Here is a 15972-nt window from a genome sequence, read left to right on the forward strand (position 1 = left end):
ACCTGACGGTGAAGGACGATGACGGGCCGGCATCAGGCCGCGAGGGCAGCCCGGCCGGCCAGGACGATCGTGGCTTGGCGGGCGACGCGGGAGCCCAGGTGCTCGGCGGTGGCGATGTCAGACTTGTGCACCGCCTCGGGGCCGGCGTCCGTGAAGGACTGCGCGGCGGAGCCGGCGAAGTAGCCCAGCCGGTCGAGTTCGTCCTCGCTGCCGGTGGTCGTGGCCCAGCCCGGCAGTAGACCGAGGTTGATCCACTGCATTCCGTGCTGGGCGGCCAAGGTGGCGAAATAGCCCAGGGTCGAGGACTTGTCGCCGCTCTTACCCCCGGAGTTGGTGAAGCCGGCGGCGAGCTTGTCGATCCAGGTCTGGACGGACCAACGCTCGCTGCTGGCTTCGGCGAAGGCGTGGAAGGCGGCGGAGGCCGTGCCCATGTAGGTGGGTGCGCCGAAGATGATCGCGTCGGCGGCGTCCAGTTGCGCCCACTGCTCGTCGGTGATCGTGTCCACTGAGATGGAGACCACGTCGGCACCAGCCTCGACGGCACCTCGCGCCACCGCGTCGGCGATGACAGCGGTGTGGCCGTAGCCGGAGTGGAACGCGATGGCCACGGTAGGACGGGGGTGGCGGACATGCGGTGCTGCTCCTGTCGGAATCTGTGGTGAGAGTCAGGATGTGTCGAACGGTGCCTCGGTGCCGGCGTGGGCCGAGGCGAGGACGCTCCACATCGGTTGGTCCCCGCAGCTGCGATCCCTATCGAACCCGCTACGGGCAGGGCGTGGAAGGGAGAGCTGAAGGGGGGTGCTGACCGTCCCCCCCCAGCCGCACCGCGCAGCGCCCACCCTTGGGCTGTGAATCAACACTGAAAACCGGACTTTTCTCACGTCTCGGCGCGCCAAGATCATGTCGGATCAGGCCGGTCTGATCGCTGGTGGCGATCGCCGGGCGGCTGGCGATCGCCGGGCCCAAGCCAGCCGTGGTTTCGGTGGTCCCCCGTCGCGCATGTCTGCGCTCGTCCTGGTGGGCGGCGCGGCTTCCTCTCCCCGTCCGCCGCCGCAGCTGCTGGTGCTGGGCGCCCGCTGGTACTCCTCATCGGTGACGGGTTCGAGCCAAGTGGTGCCATCGCCGTCGGCGGTGCCTTCGAGCACGGCGAGGTGGCATATGACGTTGTCCTGAACGACGGCGCCTTCAGTCAGGGTCGCGGTAGGAGCTTAAGGGTGGTGGCTCGGACGTTGGCGGCGATCATGGTGCTGACGTAGGTGCCGCCGTAGCGGCCGTATTTGGTGCGGTACGCCGTGTCGATCCGGTCGTTGGCGCCGGGATCGCTTTCTTCGGTGAGGGCGATGTCCTTCTCGATGCCGCCAGCGGTGATGTGGGCTTGGTGCGTGATGCGGGCGGTGCGGTACCAGGCACCCTCGTTACCGCGGTAGGAGCGGATGTAGAGGTCGTCGCCGTCACGGACGACCCAGATGGGCACCGGTGTGCGCGGTGTGCCGTCGTCGCGAACGGGTGCGATCCGCAGCTCGTCCGCCGTGCCGATACGGGCGAGCTCGTCGCTGGTCCATGCGGTCATGACGAATGTCCTTCCCGGGCGTGCTGGTGCGGTGTCGGCAGGTCACAGGCCGGTCATGCGTTCGAGGTGCTCGGGGTAACGGGCCCCTTGGATATCGATCTTGGCGGCGGCGGTGCCGATTCGTTCGAGGTCGTCGGCGCCGAGCTCGACGTCGGCGGCGGCGATGTTCTCCTCCAGACGCGGCATGCGGCGGGTGCCGGGGATAGGGGCGATCCAGGGTTGTTGTGCCAGGAGCCAGGCCAGGGCGATCTGCGCGGGTGTGACGTCCATACTCTTGGCGATGGCGCCGAGGAGGTCGACGAGTGCCTGGTTGGCCTCGCGTGCCTCGGGCGTGAAGCGCGGGATGCTCGCGCGGATGTCCGAGCTGTCGAACGTGGTGCTGGTGTCGACCTTGCCGGTGAGGAATCCCTTGCCGAGCGGGCTGTACGGCACGAAGCCGATGCCGAGCTCTGCCAGAGCCGGCAGGACCTCCTGCTCGGGCTTGCGCCACCACAGGGAGTACTCGCTCTGCACGGCGGTCACGGGCTGGACGGCGTGGGCGCGGCGGATCGTACCGGCGGCCGCCTCGGACATGCCGAAGTGCCGTACCTTGCCCGCCTGGATGAGCTCCCTGACCGTCCCGGCGACGTCCTCGATCGGCACCTGCGGGTCGACGCGGTGCTGGTAGTACAGGTCGATCGCATCGGTGCCGAGGCGCCGCAGCGAGCCGTCGGCGGCCTGCCGGATATGTTCCGGCCGGCTGGACAACCCGGTCTGGTCGCCGTCATCGTCGAAGGCGAATCCGAACTTGGTGGCGATGACGACCTGCTCGCGCACCGGGGCGAGGGCTTCGCCGACCAGTTGCTCGTTGACGTACGGGCCGTATACCTCGGCGGTGTCGAAGAACGTGACGCCGCGCTCCACCGCTGCCCGGATGAGCGCGATCATCTCCTCCCGGCTGCCCGGGTTGGGGCCGTAGCCCTGGCTCATGCCCATGCAGCCCAGGCCGATCGCCGAGACCTCGAGGTCATGTCCGAGGATTCGCTTGTTCATGGTCATCTCCTTCGCTAGGCAGGTGATCGCCCCACCGCTGCCGACACGGTCGGTCGCCGCCGTGGTGGCCTGGTGCACTTCCGTGGCGTCGTCGCACCGCAGCCGTAGCGGCCTGGTGAGTTGTGGTCGGTTCGAGTGCGTACCTCATGTCGTCGTTAGGGGGCCGATCTGAGCAGTCGGCTGGCGGCTGCGGCGGCCAGTGCGGCCGCGGCGGCGATGAGCAGGCTGGTGCGCAGGCCCGGTAGGAAGCCGGCCGGTTGGGCGAGCAGCGCGCCGAAGACGGCGACGGCCAGGGCGCCGCCGACCTGCCGGCTGGTGTTGAACACGCCGCTGGCGACCCCGGCACGGTGGTTCGGGACGGCGCTCAGCAGGACGGCGGTCACCGGTGGCATTACGAGCGGGCCGGCCAGTCCGACCAGGACCATCAGGGCGGCCAGCGCCCAGACCGGTATGGAGGTGGGCGCGAGGGCGAGCATCGCCAGGCCCGCCGCCATGAGGACCAGGCCGGCGGTGACGAGGGCCCGCGCGCCGAGTCTTTCGGCGATGCGCGCGCTGAACGGGGTCAGGGCGGTGCCGGTGAGCATCATCGGCAGGAACGCCGCGCCGGTGGCCAGTGCCGAAAGGCCCCGCGACTGCTGAAGGTAGAGGCTCATCACGAATGGCAGCCCGTAGTAACCGACGACGAACGCGAAGCCGACGACCACGCTGACCGCCACCGTGCGAGAGCGGAACAGGTCGAGGGGCACCATCGGGTGAGCGCCGCGCGCCTGGGCGGTGAGGAAGGCGGCAAGCGCCACGACCGCCACCGCGAACGCGGCGATCACCCGGGGCGCGGCGAAGCCGGCGGCGCCGGCCTCGATCGCGCCGTAGGTCAGGCCGCCCATCGCCAGCACCGCGGTGACCTGGCCGACCCGGTCGAAGGGGACGGGCCGGTGTGGCGAGCGCTCCGTGCGGGCGAGCAGGATCAGGGCCGCCGCGGCGACGGGCAGGTTGATGAAGAAGATCAGCCGCCAGGTGAGCAGGGTCAGCAGGCCGCCCAGGACGGGACCGCAGGAGGAGGCGATGGCGCCGCCCATCGCCCACACCGCGACCGCACGCCCTCGCCGGACCGGGTCCGGGTAGGCGTGGCCGATCAGCGCCATCGAGGAGGGCATCATCACGGCGGCCGCCGCGCCCTGGACGAACCGGGCGGCGACCAGCGCGCCCAGGTTCGGCGCCAGGCCACAGGCCGCCGAGGCGAGTGCGAAGACCATCAGCCCGGTGCCGAAGGCGCGGCGCGCGCCGGCGCGGTCGGTCAACGAGCCGGCGGACAGCAGCAGCGCGGCGAACATCAGCGTGTAGCCGTCGACGACCCACTGCAGCCCGGTGATGCCGCCGCCGACGTCATGCCGGATGGAGGGCAGGGCGACGTTGACGATGACGGCGTCGAGGGTGACGACGAAGAAGCCGAGCACGGCGGCGGCCAGCGCCGCACCGGAAAAGGCTCGGGACCGGGCGGCATCGATAACAGCGGTCGTGGAGACGGTGCGCGGCTTGGACATCATCGGTGATCTCTTCGAAAGGGAGAATGGGCGAACAGGCGGGTTACTCAGGGCTACGACAGCCGCTTGACGGCGGGGCCGAAGCGCGGAGCCAGGACGGGCAGCCGGTCCTCAGCGCCTGGGCATTCCCGAGGAAACCGCAGGTGGGGCGGGTGAGGGAGTCCCTGTCGTCCCGTGTACTGGCAGAACACCCCACGCTGCCCTTGGACTGGCCGGATGGGTCGCCTCCGGCGGCTTCAGCGACCGGGGGACACGGGCCCGGGGTGATCGCAGCGGTTTGTTGCCGGCGTTCTCTGACCTCACCTGGCGCCAGGACGCAGGAGGGCCTTGATGGCGCGGCGTTCGTCCATGGCGCGGTAGCCTTCGGCCGCTTGGTCGAGCGGGAGAGACAGGTCGAAGACCTTGCCCGGGTCGATGGCCCGGTTGCAGATGAGGTCGATCAGCTCGGGCAGGAACCGGCGTACCGGGGCGGGGCCGCCGTGCAGGTGCACGTGGGAGTAGAACAGTTCCTCGCCGGGCAGCTGCACGCTGTGGGCGACGCCGACGTAGCCGACGTGGCCGCCGGGGCGGGTGGAGCGGATGGCCTGCATCATCGACTCCTGAGTGCCGACCGCCTCGATCACCGAGTGCGCTCCCATTCCGCCGGTGAGCTCCTTGACCTTGGCCATGCCCTCATCACCGCGCTCGGTCACGATGTCGGTGGCGCCGAACTCTGTCGCGAGCTTCTGCCGGGATGCGTGCCGGCTCATCGCGATGATCCGCTCGGCGCCCAGCTGCCTGGCTGCCAGCACCGCGAGCAGGCCCACCGCTCCGTCGCCGACCACCGCGACCGTCTTGCCGGGCCCCGCCTGGGCGGCGATCGCACCGAACCAGCCGGTCCCGAGCACGTCGGAGGCAGCGAGCAGGCTGGGGACCAGGTCATCGGAGGGCGTCTTGGGGGTGGCCACCAAGGTGCCGTCCGCGAGCGGCACGCGCAGCAGCTCGGCCTGTGCGCCGCCGGCGCCGACGTACTCGCGGTGGACGCACGAACTCTGGTAGCCGGCCCGGCAGATCTCGCAGGTGTTGTCCGAGGCGAAGAACGAGCCGATGACGAACTGCCCCGGCTCGGCCTGACCCACCTGGTCGCCGACCTCCTCGACGACGCCGACGTACTCGTGCCCCATCGGCGTCGGCTGGGTGACGGGGTTGATGCCGCGGTAGTCCCATAGGTCCGAGCCGCACACGCAGGCGGCCACCGTGCGGATGATCGCGTCGGTCGGGTGAATGATCTTCGGGTCGTCGCGTTGCTCGACGCGCACGTCCCCGGGAGCGAACAGGACAGCTCCACGCATGATGAATCCTTACTTCTCGGTGCTGCAATCTTCAGAGACAGGTCGCCGCGATCTACGATCGTCGGCCCGGTCAGGTGCGGGCGCTGACGCGGGGGCCGGCGTACTCGGCGTCGGTTTCATGGTCGGAGGCTGCTTCAAAATCTCCATCGGGTCTCCTTCATCGGATGTACCGCCGCGCAGGCCACGGGCGTGCGGCGGGGTGGTCAGGCGGCCGGGCCGGCTTCCTCGACGATGCTTTTCAGCTGAGTGACCGCGCTCATGGCGCTGGGCCACCCGGCGTAGAAGGCCAGGTGGGTCAGGGCCTCGACCAGTTCGTCCTTGCTCAGGCCGTTCTTCAGCGCCGTACGCAGGTGGAAGTCGAGCTGATCGGTGCGGTAGAGCGCCGCCAAAGTGGTGACGGTGACCAGGCTGCGGTCGCGCGCCGACAGCCCCGGACGCTCCCACACGTCCCCGAACAGGACCTCATCGGTCAACTCCACCAGCTTGGGAGCGAAATCGCCGAGCAGCGTCCGGGCGCCGGAGGGCTGCGGACTCCCTGTGGTCTCTGTCATCGTCTGTGCCTTTCGGTACGTCGGTCATGGGCTCCGGCGAGACGGGCGGGGCCGCCCGCGCACTTCCGGCACTAGCCAGGAAACCTCTGGAGGCGACAGCGCGGGAGTTCCTGCTGTTCCGTGTACTGACAGAACACCCCACGGCGCCGGAGACCCGCCTAACCTCGGAAGACATGGACAACCGCAGTGAGGTCCGCGAGTTCCTGGCCTCGCGGCGAGCCAAGATCACACCCCGGCAGGCCGGCCTGCCCGCCTACGGCGCCAACCGACGCGTCCCCGGCCTACGCCGCGAAGAAGTCGCCATGCTCGCCGGGGTCAGTGCCGAGTACTACGCCCGCCTGGAACGAGGCAACCTCAGCGGAGTCTCCGAAAGCGTCCTGGAAGCCCTCGCCCGCGCCCTCCAACTGGACGAGGCCGAACGCGCCCACCTGTTCGACCTGGCCCGCACCGCGAACGCCACCCCCCGCACTCGCCGCCACCCGACCCAGCAGAAGATCCGGCCCGGCATCCAGCGACTTCTGGACTCGATGACCGACACGGCCGCGTACGTACGCAACGGGCGCCTGGACATCGTCGCGTCAAACCGGCTCGGCCGCGCCCTGTACGCACCGGTCTTCGACGACCCGGTCCGGCCGGTCAACCTCGCCCGCTTCCGCTTCCTCAACCCCCGCGCCCACGACTTCTACCCAGACTGGGAAGAATCCGCCCACACCACCGTGGCCTTGCTGCGCACCGAAGCAGGCCGCGACCCCTACGACCGCGCCCTGACCGACCTCATCGGCGAACTCGCCACCCGCAGTGCGGAATTCCGCACCCTGTGGGCCGCGCACAACGTCCGCCTGCATCACACCGGCGTCAAGAACTTCCACCACCCCGCCGTCGGTGACCTCACTCTCCCCTTCGAAGCCATGCCCCTGCCCGCCGACCCTGGCCTGACCCTCACCGCCTTCAGCGCCGAACCTGGCACACCCGCCCACGACACGCTCAAGCTCCTCGCCAGCTGGGCCGCCACCTCCGACGAGGCCGTGCCGGCCCACGAGAGCGACCAACGCACCCCGGGCAGCTGATTTGCGCCGACTGAGACGCCGCGCTCAACCACCGTCCGCCGCGGGCGTGAAGCTGGCGGCGATCTGGTCGAGGGTGCGGACGATGGCGACGGTTTCGTCGAGGGGCATGACGGGTGACTCGGTGAGGCCGGCTTCGAGGCAGCGGGCGACCTCCTCGGCCTGGTAGACGTAGCCGTGGCCCGGCAGGTCGACGGTGAAGGTCTCGGGCTCCGCGCCCGGCCGGTGCAGGGTCATGGCCGACGTCACCCAGAACGGTGCGGCGATTTCGACGCGGCCGGTGGTGCCGACGACCGTCGCGGTCTGCGGTGAGTCGGCGAGCAGGCCGCAGTGCAGCAGTGCCACCGCGCCCGAGGTGTAGCCGAGCAGGATGCCGGTGTTGGCGTCGACGCCGGTCGGGGCGCTCGTCGTGACCGCCTGCACGCTGTCGGGCTCGCCGAGCAGCATCCACGCGAAGGACACCGGGTAGATGCCCAGGTCGAGCAGTGCGCCACCGGCGAGTTCGGGCGCCCAGAGCCGGTGCTCCGGGTCGTACTCCGCGGCGAAGGAGAAGTCGGCGTACACCGCCTTCACCTCGCCGATGGCGCCGTCGGCGACCAGCTCGCGCAGCCGGGTGACGATCGGGTTGAACCGCGTCCACATCGCCTCCATGGCGAACAGGCCGCGGTCGCGCGCGAGGGCGACGAGCGCCTCCGCGTCGGCCGCATTCGTGGTGAACGGCTTCTCCACCAGCACCCCGCGACCGGCCTCCAGGCACAGGCGGGCCGCGTCGTAGTGGCCGCTGTGCGGCGTCGCGACGTAGACGACGTCGACCTCGTCGTCGGCGGCGAACTCGGCGTACGACCCGTACGCGTTCGCGATGCCGTAGCGGTCGGCGAACGCCTCGGCGGTGTGCGGGGCGCGCGAGCCGACCGCCGCCACCTTGTGGCCGTGCAGGAGCAGGTCCTCGGTGAACGTGCGCGCGATGCCACCGGTCCCGAGGATTCCCCACCGAATCGTCATGACCGGGATCGTACGGGTCGGCGGCCTGGGCGGGAATCCGCGGGGGCTCGGCCGACCCGGCGCATCGCGCGGGTTCAGGTCAGCCGCGGTCGGTGCATGCGAGGTGGGTTCTGGCCGCCGGTCGGTGCATCGGGCGGGGTTCAGGCCGCCAGCAGCCGGCGCACCGGGGCCGTGAGGAGGGGCTCGGCGAGCCGTACGGCCGGGCGCTCCGGTGCCAGCCGGGCCAGCAGCCAGCCCCAGGCGGCGACGACCAGCGGGCGGAAGTGCTCGGGCGCGCAGTGCGTGGCGTCGCGGACGATCCACACCGTCGTGTGGGGGCGGCGGGCGAGGCCGGTGGTGTCGCCGCGCGGGATGTACTGGTCGTGGGCGCCGTTGGCGGCGAGCAGCGGGGTGGTGCCGGGCCGTTCGGCGAGGCGGCGCAGGGAGAAGCGCTCCAGCAGCTTCGGCACCTCGTCCGGGGCGGGCAGCGCGTCGAGGCCCATGGCGTTCCCGACGATGCCCGCCATGCCGTACGGGAGGTTCAGGACGTCGACGGGCTCGTCGGCGAGACCGGTCGGGCCGCCGATGTCGACCGCGGCGTCGACGTCGCCGAGCATGGCCAGCTTGGCGGCCCAGTGCCCGCCGAAGCTCAGGCCGAGGAAGCCGATCGGCGCCGCGTACGTCTCGCGGAGCGCCGCGACCACTCCGGCGAGGACGCGGTCGCCGTCCCGGTCGAGCGGGACGCGGGACTCGCCGGTGCCGGGCATGTCGAGCGCGGCGACGAGCAGCCCCGTCGCGCGGGCGGTCGTGACGGCCAGCCGGTGCAGTTCGACCTTCCACGTGTCGACGCCGCCGGACAGCACGAGGATCCCGCGCCGCCTGCCATGGTTGCGTTCGAAGAGGTGGACCGGGACCGGGGTGGCGCCGTCGCCGTACGGGACCTCGAGGACCCGCCGCTCGAACCGCACAGGGAAGCGCACCCGGCGGTACGCGGCGAGCTGACGCTCCAGTGCCGCCTGCCGCTCCTCGGTGGCGAGCGAGGGGAACCGCGCGGCGCCCCAGAGCAGCGCGGCGCGCAGCCAGGCGCCGTCGCGTTCGGCGCGCTCGGCGTGGGAGGCCCACACGGGCACCCAGCCGCCAGGCCCGGTGCCCCACATGTCGTGGATGTCGGCGCGTGCCCGCGCGATCAGGTCGCGGGGGATGCCCCATGCGGCGAACTGCGGGGCCCGCTCGTCGAAGGTCGCCTGTGGATCGGCGGGAAAGGTGAACATGCCTCTAGAATGTGAGCAATCCTCAGTATCTGACAACTCGCATTGGACCCCTCATCCAGACGCCACGGAAAAGACCGCGCCAGCTGCGGTCCCAGGAGACCTACACGGCGATCCTCGACGCCGCTGCTCAGGTTTTCGAACGTCTCGGCTACTCCGCGGCGACCACCAACAAGATCGCCGAGCGGGCCGGAGTGTCCATCGGCTCGCTGTACCAGTACTTCCCGAACAAGGACGCCCTCCTGTACGCCCTCGGCGAGCGGCACGTCCACCAGCTCGCCGACCACCTGCTGGCGGTGTTCGCTCGCCTCAGGGAGACCGCTCCGCCGCTGGAGGAGACGGTGCGCACGCTGGTGGGCGCCGTCGCCGACCTGCACGAGATCGACCCGCACACGCACCGGCTGCTGTACGACCAGGCGCCCCGGCCGCCCGAGGCCGCCCACCGGATCCGCGAACTGCAGCTCACGCTCGCCGCGGAGGTGGAGTTCCAGCTGCGCCGACTGGGCACGGGCGGGCCGGACGAGGCCCTGACCGCGCTGCTGCTCGTGCAGGCCATCGACGCGCAGGTGCACGGCGCGGTGCTGGACCCTCCCACCGGGCGTACGCCGGGGGAGTGCGTCGAGGCGATCGTCGTCCTGTGCCTTCGCGCGCTTCGGTGACGGTGTTCCCGGGCAGTTCGCTCATCGGCTGATCGCGGGCTCGGCGGCGGGCTCCCGCGCCGAGCGGAACCTGTGACGTTCCGCCACCGTCAGGGGTAGTGGTAGTCCGTCGACTCGATCGGAGCGAGGCCATGTACCCGGGGACCCCGAATGCCTTCGATCCGGCCCAGGTGCGGCCACGGCGGGCGTGGTTCGTCGTCGCGGCGCTCTGCATCGTCGTCGGCGTCGCGCTCGGCGTGGTGATGCTGGTGTTCGGCATCACCACCGGCGCGGGATCCCGCGACAAGAAGTTCGGTGCCGGTGAGACCGTCACCGTGTCCCTGAAGCCGGACGCCGCCGTTTACGTGCCCGAAGGATCGTACGGCGGTGCGGACTGCCGGGTGGCCTCCGCCTCGGGCCAGGCCGTGTCCGTCACCCGGCCGGGTTACCGGTTCACGACGTCGAGCAACGGCGAGAGCTGGCAGGTGGCGGGCCTCGTCCACGTTTCGGCCGCCGGTGAGTACCGGGTGACGTGCACCGGAGGCGACGGGCGGTACGCGGTCGGCCAGGCCCCGCGGCCGTCCCGGCTCGTCGTCGGGATCCTGTCGTCGATCGGGTTCTTCATGGTCGGCATCTTCAGCGGCGTGGCCACGATCATCGTCGTCGCCGTGCGACGGAACCGTCACCGCACGCGGCTCGCGGCCCGGCCGATGGGCCCGTACGTGCCGTAGCGCGGCGGGCGCGGGAGTTCCTGGGGGCCTGCGGGCCGGGCTCACGATTGGAGCGGTGAGCGGCTCCTCCTCACTGTGCCGATCGCCTCGACTCTTTGTTATAGTTTTTCTATAACAAAGAGTCTGTGCTGGGAGGCGCGGTGATCTTGACTCTTGAGGTGGACGGCGATGTGCCGCTCTACCAGCAGCTACGCGATCGCATCGTGGAGGCGATCGCGGACGGGCGCCTCCACGTCGGGGACTCACTGCCCGCGACGCGGCAACTCGCGGCGGACCTGGGCATCAACATGCACACCGTCAACAAGGCGTACGACCTGCTGCGCCGCGAGGGACTGATCCGCCTCGCCCGGCGTACCGGGGCGGTCGTCATCCGCGACGCCTTCACCGGCCCGCCCCCGGCCGGCGTGGCGGACGAATGGGAGGAGCGGGCCCGCACGCTCCTCGCCGAGGCGGTCGCCAAGGGGCTCGACCCGAGTGACGTCACGGACCGCGTGCAGCGGATTCTCGACGGATTCCCCGCCGGATCGCCCGTCCGGCCGACCACTGAGAGGTAGCGATGACCGGCGTCACACTCTTCCCCGTCCTTCTCATCGGGGTCGTGCACTGGCTGATCCCGTCGCTCGTCCCGCCCACCCTGCCCTTCGGGGTCCGCGTGCCGCTCGACCACGCGCACGCGCCGGTCGTCGACGCCTGGCGGCGTCGCTACCGGGTCGGTACGGCGGTCGCCACCGTCGCCGCGGCGGTCGCCGTCGTCCTGCTGCGCGCCCCGATGGCCGGAACGATCGCCGTCGGCGCGCTCCTCGCGGTCGGGCTGGTCCTGTACCTGGCGGCCCACCGCGCGATCAGGGAGGCGAAGACCTCCGAAGGCTGGTTCACCGGCCGGCGGCAGGTGACGGTCGTCGACACCTCGCTCCGGACCGATCCCGAACGCTACCCATGGCGCTGGGCCCTCCCCTCACTCCTGCTCGCCGCGGTCACGCCCGTGCTCGGAGTCGTCGAATACCCGCGAATGCCCGACCGGCTGCCGACGCACGTCACGATGTCGGGGCACCCGGACCACTTCGCGGACAAGTCGATCGGGACGGTGTTCGGCTCGGTGATCGCCCAGGTCCTGGTGACCGCGTTGGTGGCGGTGATCGCGTGGGCGGCGCTCCGGAGCCGGGCCCGGCTCGACGCAGAGGACCCGCAGGCGGCGACCCGGCATCGGCGGTTCGTCTCCGCGATGGCCCGCGTGATGCTGGCCATGGGCGCCTTCCTGAACCTGACCTTCCTCCTCGTCGCCCTGCAGACCTGGCACCTGGTCGAAGCCGGGCCGGTCGTCGCGGTGGGGGTTCCCACGGCGACGGCGCTCGGCGTGGCGGTGCTGCTGGTCGTCGTCGTCCGCATGGGACAGGGCGGCAGTCGCCTCCGCCTCGGCCCCGCCCGTACCGGCGTCCCCGGCGCCGGCCGCCGTCCGGCACCGGTCAACCAGGACGACGACCGCTTCTACCGGTGGGGACTCGTCTACTACAACCGCGACGACCCGGCGCTGTTCGTGCCGAAGCGGTTCGGCATCGGGTGGACGCTCAACATGGCGCGGCCCCTGTCGTGGGTGCTGCTCGGCGCGACTCTCGTCCTGATCGCCGTCGTCCCCCTCATCGGCGCGTTCACCCGGTGACCCGTCCCGCACTCGATTCATTCCTCCATCGACCCTCTTTCCGAAGGAACGTCCCAATGCCGTCGACCACCATTTCCGGAATCCGTCGTGGCGTCATCGCGCTCACCGTGGCCCTGGCCTGCTCCTCGTGCGGTGGCCAGGGCGGCACCCATCGAGCCACGAGCGTGGCCCACGCCACCGAGACCGGAGATCTGACACGCGACCTCACCTTCACCAGCGGACCCGACACGCTGCCCGCGACGGTCCGGTCGCCCTCCAGTGCGGGCGGGCCGGTCCCCGGTGCACTGATCATCTCGGGCAGCGGGCCGACAAACCGTGACGGCAACGACCCGACGTACCCCCACCTGGACACGAACCGCAACTTCGCGGCGGCGCTTGCAGGCGCGGGTGTCGCCTCGCTCCGTTATGACAAGATCGGCTCCGGCGCCGCCGGGCTCGGTTCCCACGCGGGCGGCAAGGGGATCGACTTCGACCTCTACGCGCAGGAGGCACTGGACGCCTACCGGACTCTCGCGCGCCAACGCGAGGTGGACCGGCGTCGCCTCATCGTGGTGGGTCACAGTGAGGGCGCGCTGTTCGCCCTCTGGCTCGCCGACCGGCTCAGGGGCACGCCGGAGGCGCCCCGGGCACTCGTCCTCGCCGCGCCGCCCGGCCACCGCTACCTCGACGTGCTGTCGCGGCAGCTCACCGAGCAGTACCGCGCGGCGCAGTCGGCGGGCCGGTTGCCGACGGCGACCGCGGCGGCCTACATCCGTGATCTGCGGGTCGTGGTCGGCGCCATCAGGACGACCGGGAAGCCGCCGGCCCATTTCGCGGATCCGGCGTTGGCGTCGCTGTTCACGCCGGTGAACACGGCCTTCCTGGCCCAAGCCGACCGGCAGGATCCGTTCGTCCTGGCACGCCGCCTGCGGCCTGGCCTCCCGGTCCTCGTGCTGCGGGGGACGAAGGACGTCCAGGTGGACGCCTCCGAGGTCCGCCGCCTCATGAACGGTCTCGCCGGCGATCACAGGGCGGAGCGGGCCGATATCCCCGACGCCGACCACGTGTTCAAGGTCGTGACCGGCACGCCGAACCCCGCCACCGACTATCCGGATCCCAACCGACCCTTCGCGCCGCAGGTCGCCCCGCGGTTGACGGCGTTCCTGCGCGGCACGTTCGGCTGAGCGTGAACCCCGGCCGGGAGGGCGAACAGGGTCTTACCCGGCCGGGATCGGCGGGCGCGGTCCCTGCCCGGCCGGGATCGGTCCTCGCCCGGTCGAGCCGGGCGAGGACCGTCCATGGCGTCCTCGTCAGCCCATGCGGGCGATGGACTTGTACTCCAGGTAGGCGGCCAGGCCCTCGGGGCCGAGCTCGCGGCCGACGCCGCTGCCCTTGTATCCGCCGAACGGGGACGACGCCTCGATCATGTACATGTTGACCCCGTACGTGCCGGTGCGGACCTGCCGGGCGATCTCCAGACCGCGGTCGTTGTCGGCCGTCCAGACCGTGCCCGCCAGGCCGTACTCGCTGTCGTTGGCGATCCGCACCGCGTCCGCCTCGTCCTCGTACGGGATGACCGTCAGGACGGGGCCGAAGATCTCCTCGCGGGCGATCCGCATGTCGTTGGTGACGCCCGCGAAGACGGTGGGTGTGACGTACCAGCCGCGGTCGTACGGCCGTCCGGAACCACCGAGCGCGACCTTGGCGCCCTCCTCCTGGCCGGTCCGGATGTAGCCCTCGACCCGTTCCTGCTGGCGCTTGGCGACGAGCGGGCCGATCTCGGTCGCCGGGTCGGCCGGGTCGCCCACCTTCATCCCACGTACGGTCTCGGCGAGCGCGTCGACGACCTCGTCGTAGCGGGTACGGGACGCGAGGATGCGGGTCTGGGCGATGCACGCCTGGCCGTTGTTCATCAGCGACGCCATCTTGAGCCAGCCCATCGTCGCGGCGAGGTCGGCGTCGTCGAGGATGATCGCAGCCGACTTGCCGCCGAGCTCGAGCGTGCAGCGCTTCAGCTGTTCGCCGCAGATCGCACCGATCTTCCGGCCGGCCGCGGTCGACCCGGTGAAGGCGACCTTGTCGACGTCCGGGTGGCGGACGAGGTGCTCTCCGGTCTCCCGCCCGGCGGCGACGATGCTGACCACGCCCTTGGGCACGCCCGCCTCGTTCAGCAGCTCGCCGAGGACGTACCCGTCCAGCGGCGTCTCCGGCGCCGGCTTGATCACGATGGTGCAGCCGGCGATCAGCGCGGGAGCGAGCTTGAGGGCGATGATGAACTGCGGGACGTTCCACGGCACGATCGCGGCGACCACCCCGACCGGCTCGCGGCGGACCGTGACCGGCCCGAACATCCCCGCCCGCTCCTCCTCCCAGGCGAAGCCCTTGCCGAACTCGGCGAAGTAGCCGTAGACGGCGTGGGCCTGCCCGGTCTGGCCGAGCTGGGAGAACGTGATGGGGGAGCCCATCTCGGCGGTGATCAGCTCGGAGAGGTCGCCGAGGCGCTCGGCGTACAGCTCGGTCAGGCGCGCGACGACGGCGGCGCGCTCGGCCGGCGCCATGCGCGGCCAGGGGCCGTGGTCGAACGCCTCCCGCGCCGCCGCGACGGCCCGGTCGATGTCCGCCGGGGTCGCGTCGGGGACCCGGCCGATCACCTCTTCGGTGTGGGGGGAGACGACGTCGATGGTGCCGGTGCCGGCGGGCGCGACCCACTCGCCGCCGATGTAGAGCCGATCGTGTTCACGCATGCCGTACCTCCGGAGGCGGGAGGAGCTTTGACCGAGTGCTTGCTTGGTATCTTCTCCATCCGTTCCGCTCCTGTCCACCGTGGCCCTCGTCACGCCGAAGTCAAGCGTCGCGGCGGCGTAGGAGAAGGTGACCACCGGCACAGGCGGCCACGGCCCAGACCACGAGGATGCCCAGCGCGGTCCACGGCCCGAAGGGGCGATGGGAGATGAACGACTTCTCCGGCTTCACCACCTGCATCATCACCTGCCCGACCTGATCGGGAAGGAACTGCAGGACCGTCCGGATCTTCGGGGCGTTGCCGAGCCCCTGGGAATCGAGGAAGAGCAACGGGATCATGATCCCCAGCGAGAGTGCCGTACTGCGCAGCATGGTCGCCACGCCGATCGCGAAGACGCAGAGCAGCGTCAGATAGACGCATGCGAACACGACCGCGCGCAGTACTCCCGGCTCGCTGAGAGTGGTGCCGTGCTCGCCGAGCACGGCCTGTGACGTGAAGAACGTCACCAGGACGGTGAACAGGGAGAACACCAGGGCCAGTGCCGTCGTGGCCAGCACCTTGGCGCCGTAGAACATGCCCCGGTGTGGCACCGCTGCCAGGGAGGCACGGATCGTGCCGCTCGTGTACTCGGTGCTGACGCACAGTACGCCGAAGACGACGAGAGCGATCTGGCCGAGCGTCAGACTGTAGAAGCCGGTCGTGACGGGGTCGAAGTTGGCGCGTGCCCGCTGGTCCATCAGGTCGAAGCGGGAGCTTATGGCGAGGCAGAAGAGGACGCCGAGCCCCACGCTGAGGATGAAGGTCAGTGCGAGGGTCCAGACCGTGGATCGAACGGTGCGGATCTTGATGAATTCGGCGCCGAGGGCCGCTCGCGCGGAAACCATGT

General features: G+C 70.8%; 16 protein-coding genes. 6 read left to right on the forward strand and 10 right to left on the reverse strand.

What is annotated here, in order from left to right; translation table 11 throughout:
* Positions 1-32: 32 nt before the first annotated feature.
* From ACYVF7_RS18595 to ACYVF7_RS18620, 6 genes are all read right to left on the reverse strand, one after another.
* Complete coding sequence (locus ACYVF7_RS18595; protein ID WP_460341739.1) at positions 33-608, reverse strand: flavodoxin family protein; 576 nt, start codon at positions 606-608, stop codon at positions 33-35.
* Positions 609-1189: 581 nt separating this feature from the next.
* Positions 1190-1570: a DUF2255 family protein gene (locus tag ACYVF7_RS18600; protein WP_460341742.1), complete on the reverse strand. Its 381-nt coding sequence runs from the start codon at positions 1568-1570 to the stop codon at positions 1190-1192.
* A 42-nt stretch (positions 1571-1612) separates the two neighbouring features.
* Entirely contained in the window at positions 1613-2602 is a 990-nt protein-coding gene (locus ACYVF7_RS18605) for an aldo/keto reductase (RefSeq protein WP_460341745.1), read from the reverse strand.
* A 155-nt stretch (positions 2603-2757) separates the two neighbouring features.
* The gene (locus tag ACYVF7_RS18610; RefSeq protein ID WP_460341748.1) at positions 2758-4146 is read right to left on the reverse strand and encodes a DHA2 family efflux MFS transporter permease subunit; all 1389 of its coding nucleotides are present in this window, start codon (positions 4144-4146) and stop codon (positions 2758-2760) included.
* 296 nt (positions 4147-4442) lie between these two features.
* A complete protein-coding gene (locus ACYVF7_RS18615) occupies positions 4443-5474 on the reverse strand; it encodes a zinc-dependent alcohol dehydrogenase family protein (RefSeq protein ID WP_460341751.1) in 1032 nt (343 codons plus the stop codon).
* A 203-nt stretch (positions 5475-5677) separates the two neighbouring features.
* Positions 5678-6025 carry a carboxymuconolactone decarboxylase family protein gene (locus ACYVF7_RS18620; protein WP_460341754.1) on the reverse strand — a complete coding sequence of 116 codons (348 nt, stop codon included), beginning with the start codon at positions 6023-6025 and terminating at the stop codon, positions 5678-5680.
* A gap of 173 nt (positions 6026-6198) precedes the next feature.
* On the opposite strand from ACYVF7_RS18620, the gene ACYVF7_RS18625 reads away from it, so the two are divergent.
* Complete coding sequence (locus ACYVF7_RS18625; RefSeq protein ID WP_460341756.1) at positions 6199-7092, forward strand: helix-turn-helix transcriptional regulator; 894 nt, start codon at positions 6199-6201, stop codon at positions 7090-7092.
* Between the two features lie 24 nt (positions 7093-7116).
* On the opposite strand, the gene ACYVF7_RS18630 is transcribed toward ACYVF7_RS18625, so the two are convergent.
* The gene (locus ACYVF7_RS18630) at positions 7117-8091 is read right to left on the reverse strand and encodes a Gfo/Idh/MocA family protein (protein ID WP_460341759.1); all 975 of its coding nucleotides are present in this window, start codon (positions 8089-8091) and stop codon (positions 7117-7119) included.
* A gap of 140 nt (positions 8092-8231) precedes the next feature.
* On the reverse strand, positions 8232-9341 hold the full coding sequence (locus tag ACYVF7_RS18635; RefSeq protein ID WP_460341763.1) for an alpha/beta hydrolase: 1110 nt from the start codon (positions 9339-9341) through the stop codon (positions 8232-8234).
* 11 nt (positions 9342-9352) lie between these two features.
* Between ACYVF7_RS18635 and ACYVF7_RS18640 the strand changes: the two genes are divergently transcribed.
* From ACYVF7_RS18640 to ACYVF7_RS18660, 5 genes are all read left to right on the forward strand, one after another.
* Positions 9353-9997, forward strand: coding sequence for a TetR/AcrR family transcriptional regulator (locus ACYVF7_RS18640; protein WP_460341766.1), 645 nt, complete (start codon positions 9353-9355; stop codon positions 9995-9997).
* Between the two features lie 131 nt (positions 9998-10128).
* The gene (locus tag ACYVF7_RS18645) at positions 10129-10707 is read left to right on the forward strand and encodes a hypothetical protein (protein WP_460341769.1); all 579 of its coding nucleotides are present in this window, start codon (positions 10129-10131) and stop codon (positions 10705-10707) included.
* 140 nt (positions 10708-10847) lie between these two features.
* Positions 10848-11261 carry a GntR family transcriptional regulator gene (locus ACYVF7_RS18650; RefSeq protein ID WP_460341772.1) on the forward strand — a complete coding sequence of 138 codons (414 nt, stop codon included), beginning with the start codon at positions 10848-10850 and terminating at the stop codon, positions 11259-11261.
* A gap of 2 nt (positions 11262-11263) precedes the next feature.
* Complete coding sequence (locus ACYVF7_RS18655) at positions 11264-12364, forward strand: DUF1648 domain-containing protein (RefSeq protein WP_460341775.1); 1101 nt, start codon at positions 11264-11266, stop codon at positions 12362-12364.
* A 56-nt stretch (positions 12365-12420) separates the two neighbouring features.
* Positions 12421-13527 (forward strand): alpha/beta hydrolase family protein, encoded by a 1107-nt coding sequence (locus tag ACYVF7_RS18660; RefSeq protein WP_460341778.1) that lies wholly within the window; start codon positions 12421-12423, stop codon positions 13525-13527.
* A 126-nt stretch (positions 13528-13653) separates the two neighbouring features.
* Here ACYVF7_RS18660 and ACYVF7_RS18665 read toward each other — a convergent pair whose 3' ends face one another.
* Both ACYVF7_RS18665 and ACYVF7_RS18670 read right to left on the reverse strand, forming a co-directional pair.
* Positions 13654-15087: an aldehyde dehydrogenase gene (locus ACYVF7_RS18665; protein WP_460341781.1), complete on the reverse strand. Its 1434-nt coding sequence runs from the start codon at positions 15085-15087 to the stop codon at positions 13654-13656.
* 100 nt (positions 15088-15187) lie between these two features.
* On the reverse strand, positions 15188-15970 hold the full coding sequence (locus ACYVF7_RS18670; protein WP_460357996.1) for an ABC transporter permease subunit: 783 nt from the start codon (positions 15968-15970) through the stop codon (positions 15188-15190).
* Between the last annotated feature and the right edge of the window lie 2 nt (positions 15971-15972).

This window comes from Actinoallomurus acanthiterrae (assembly GCF_054775715.1).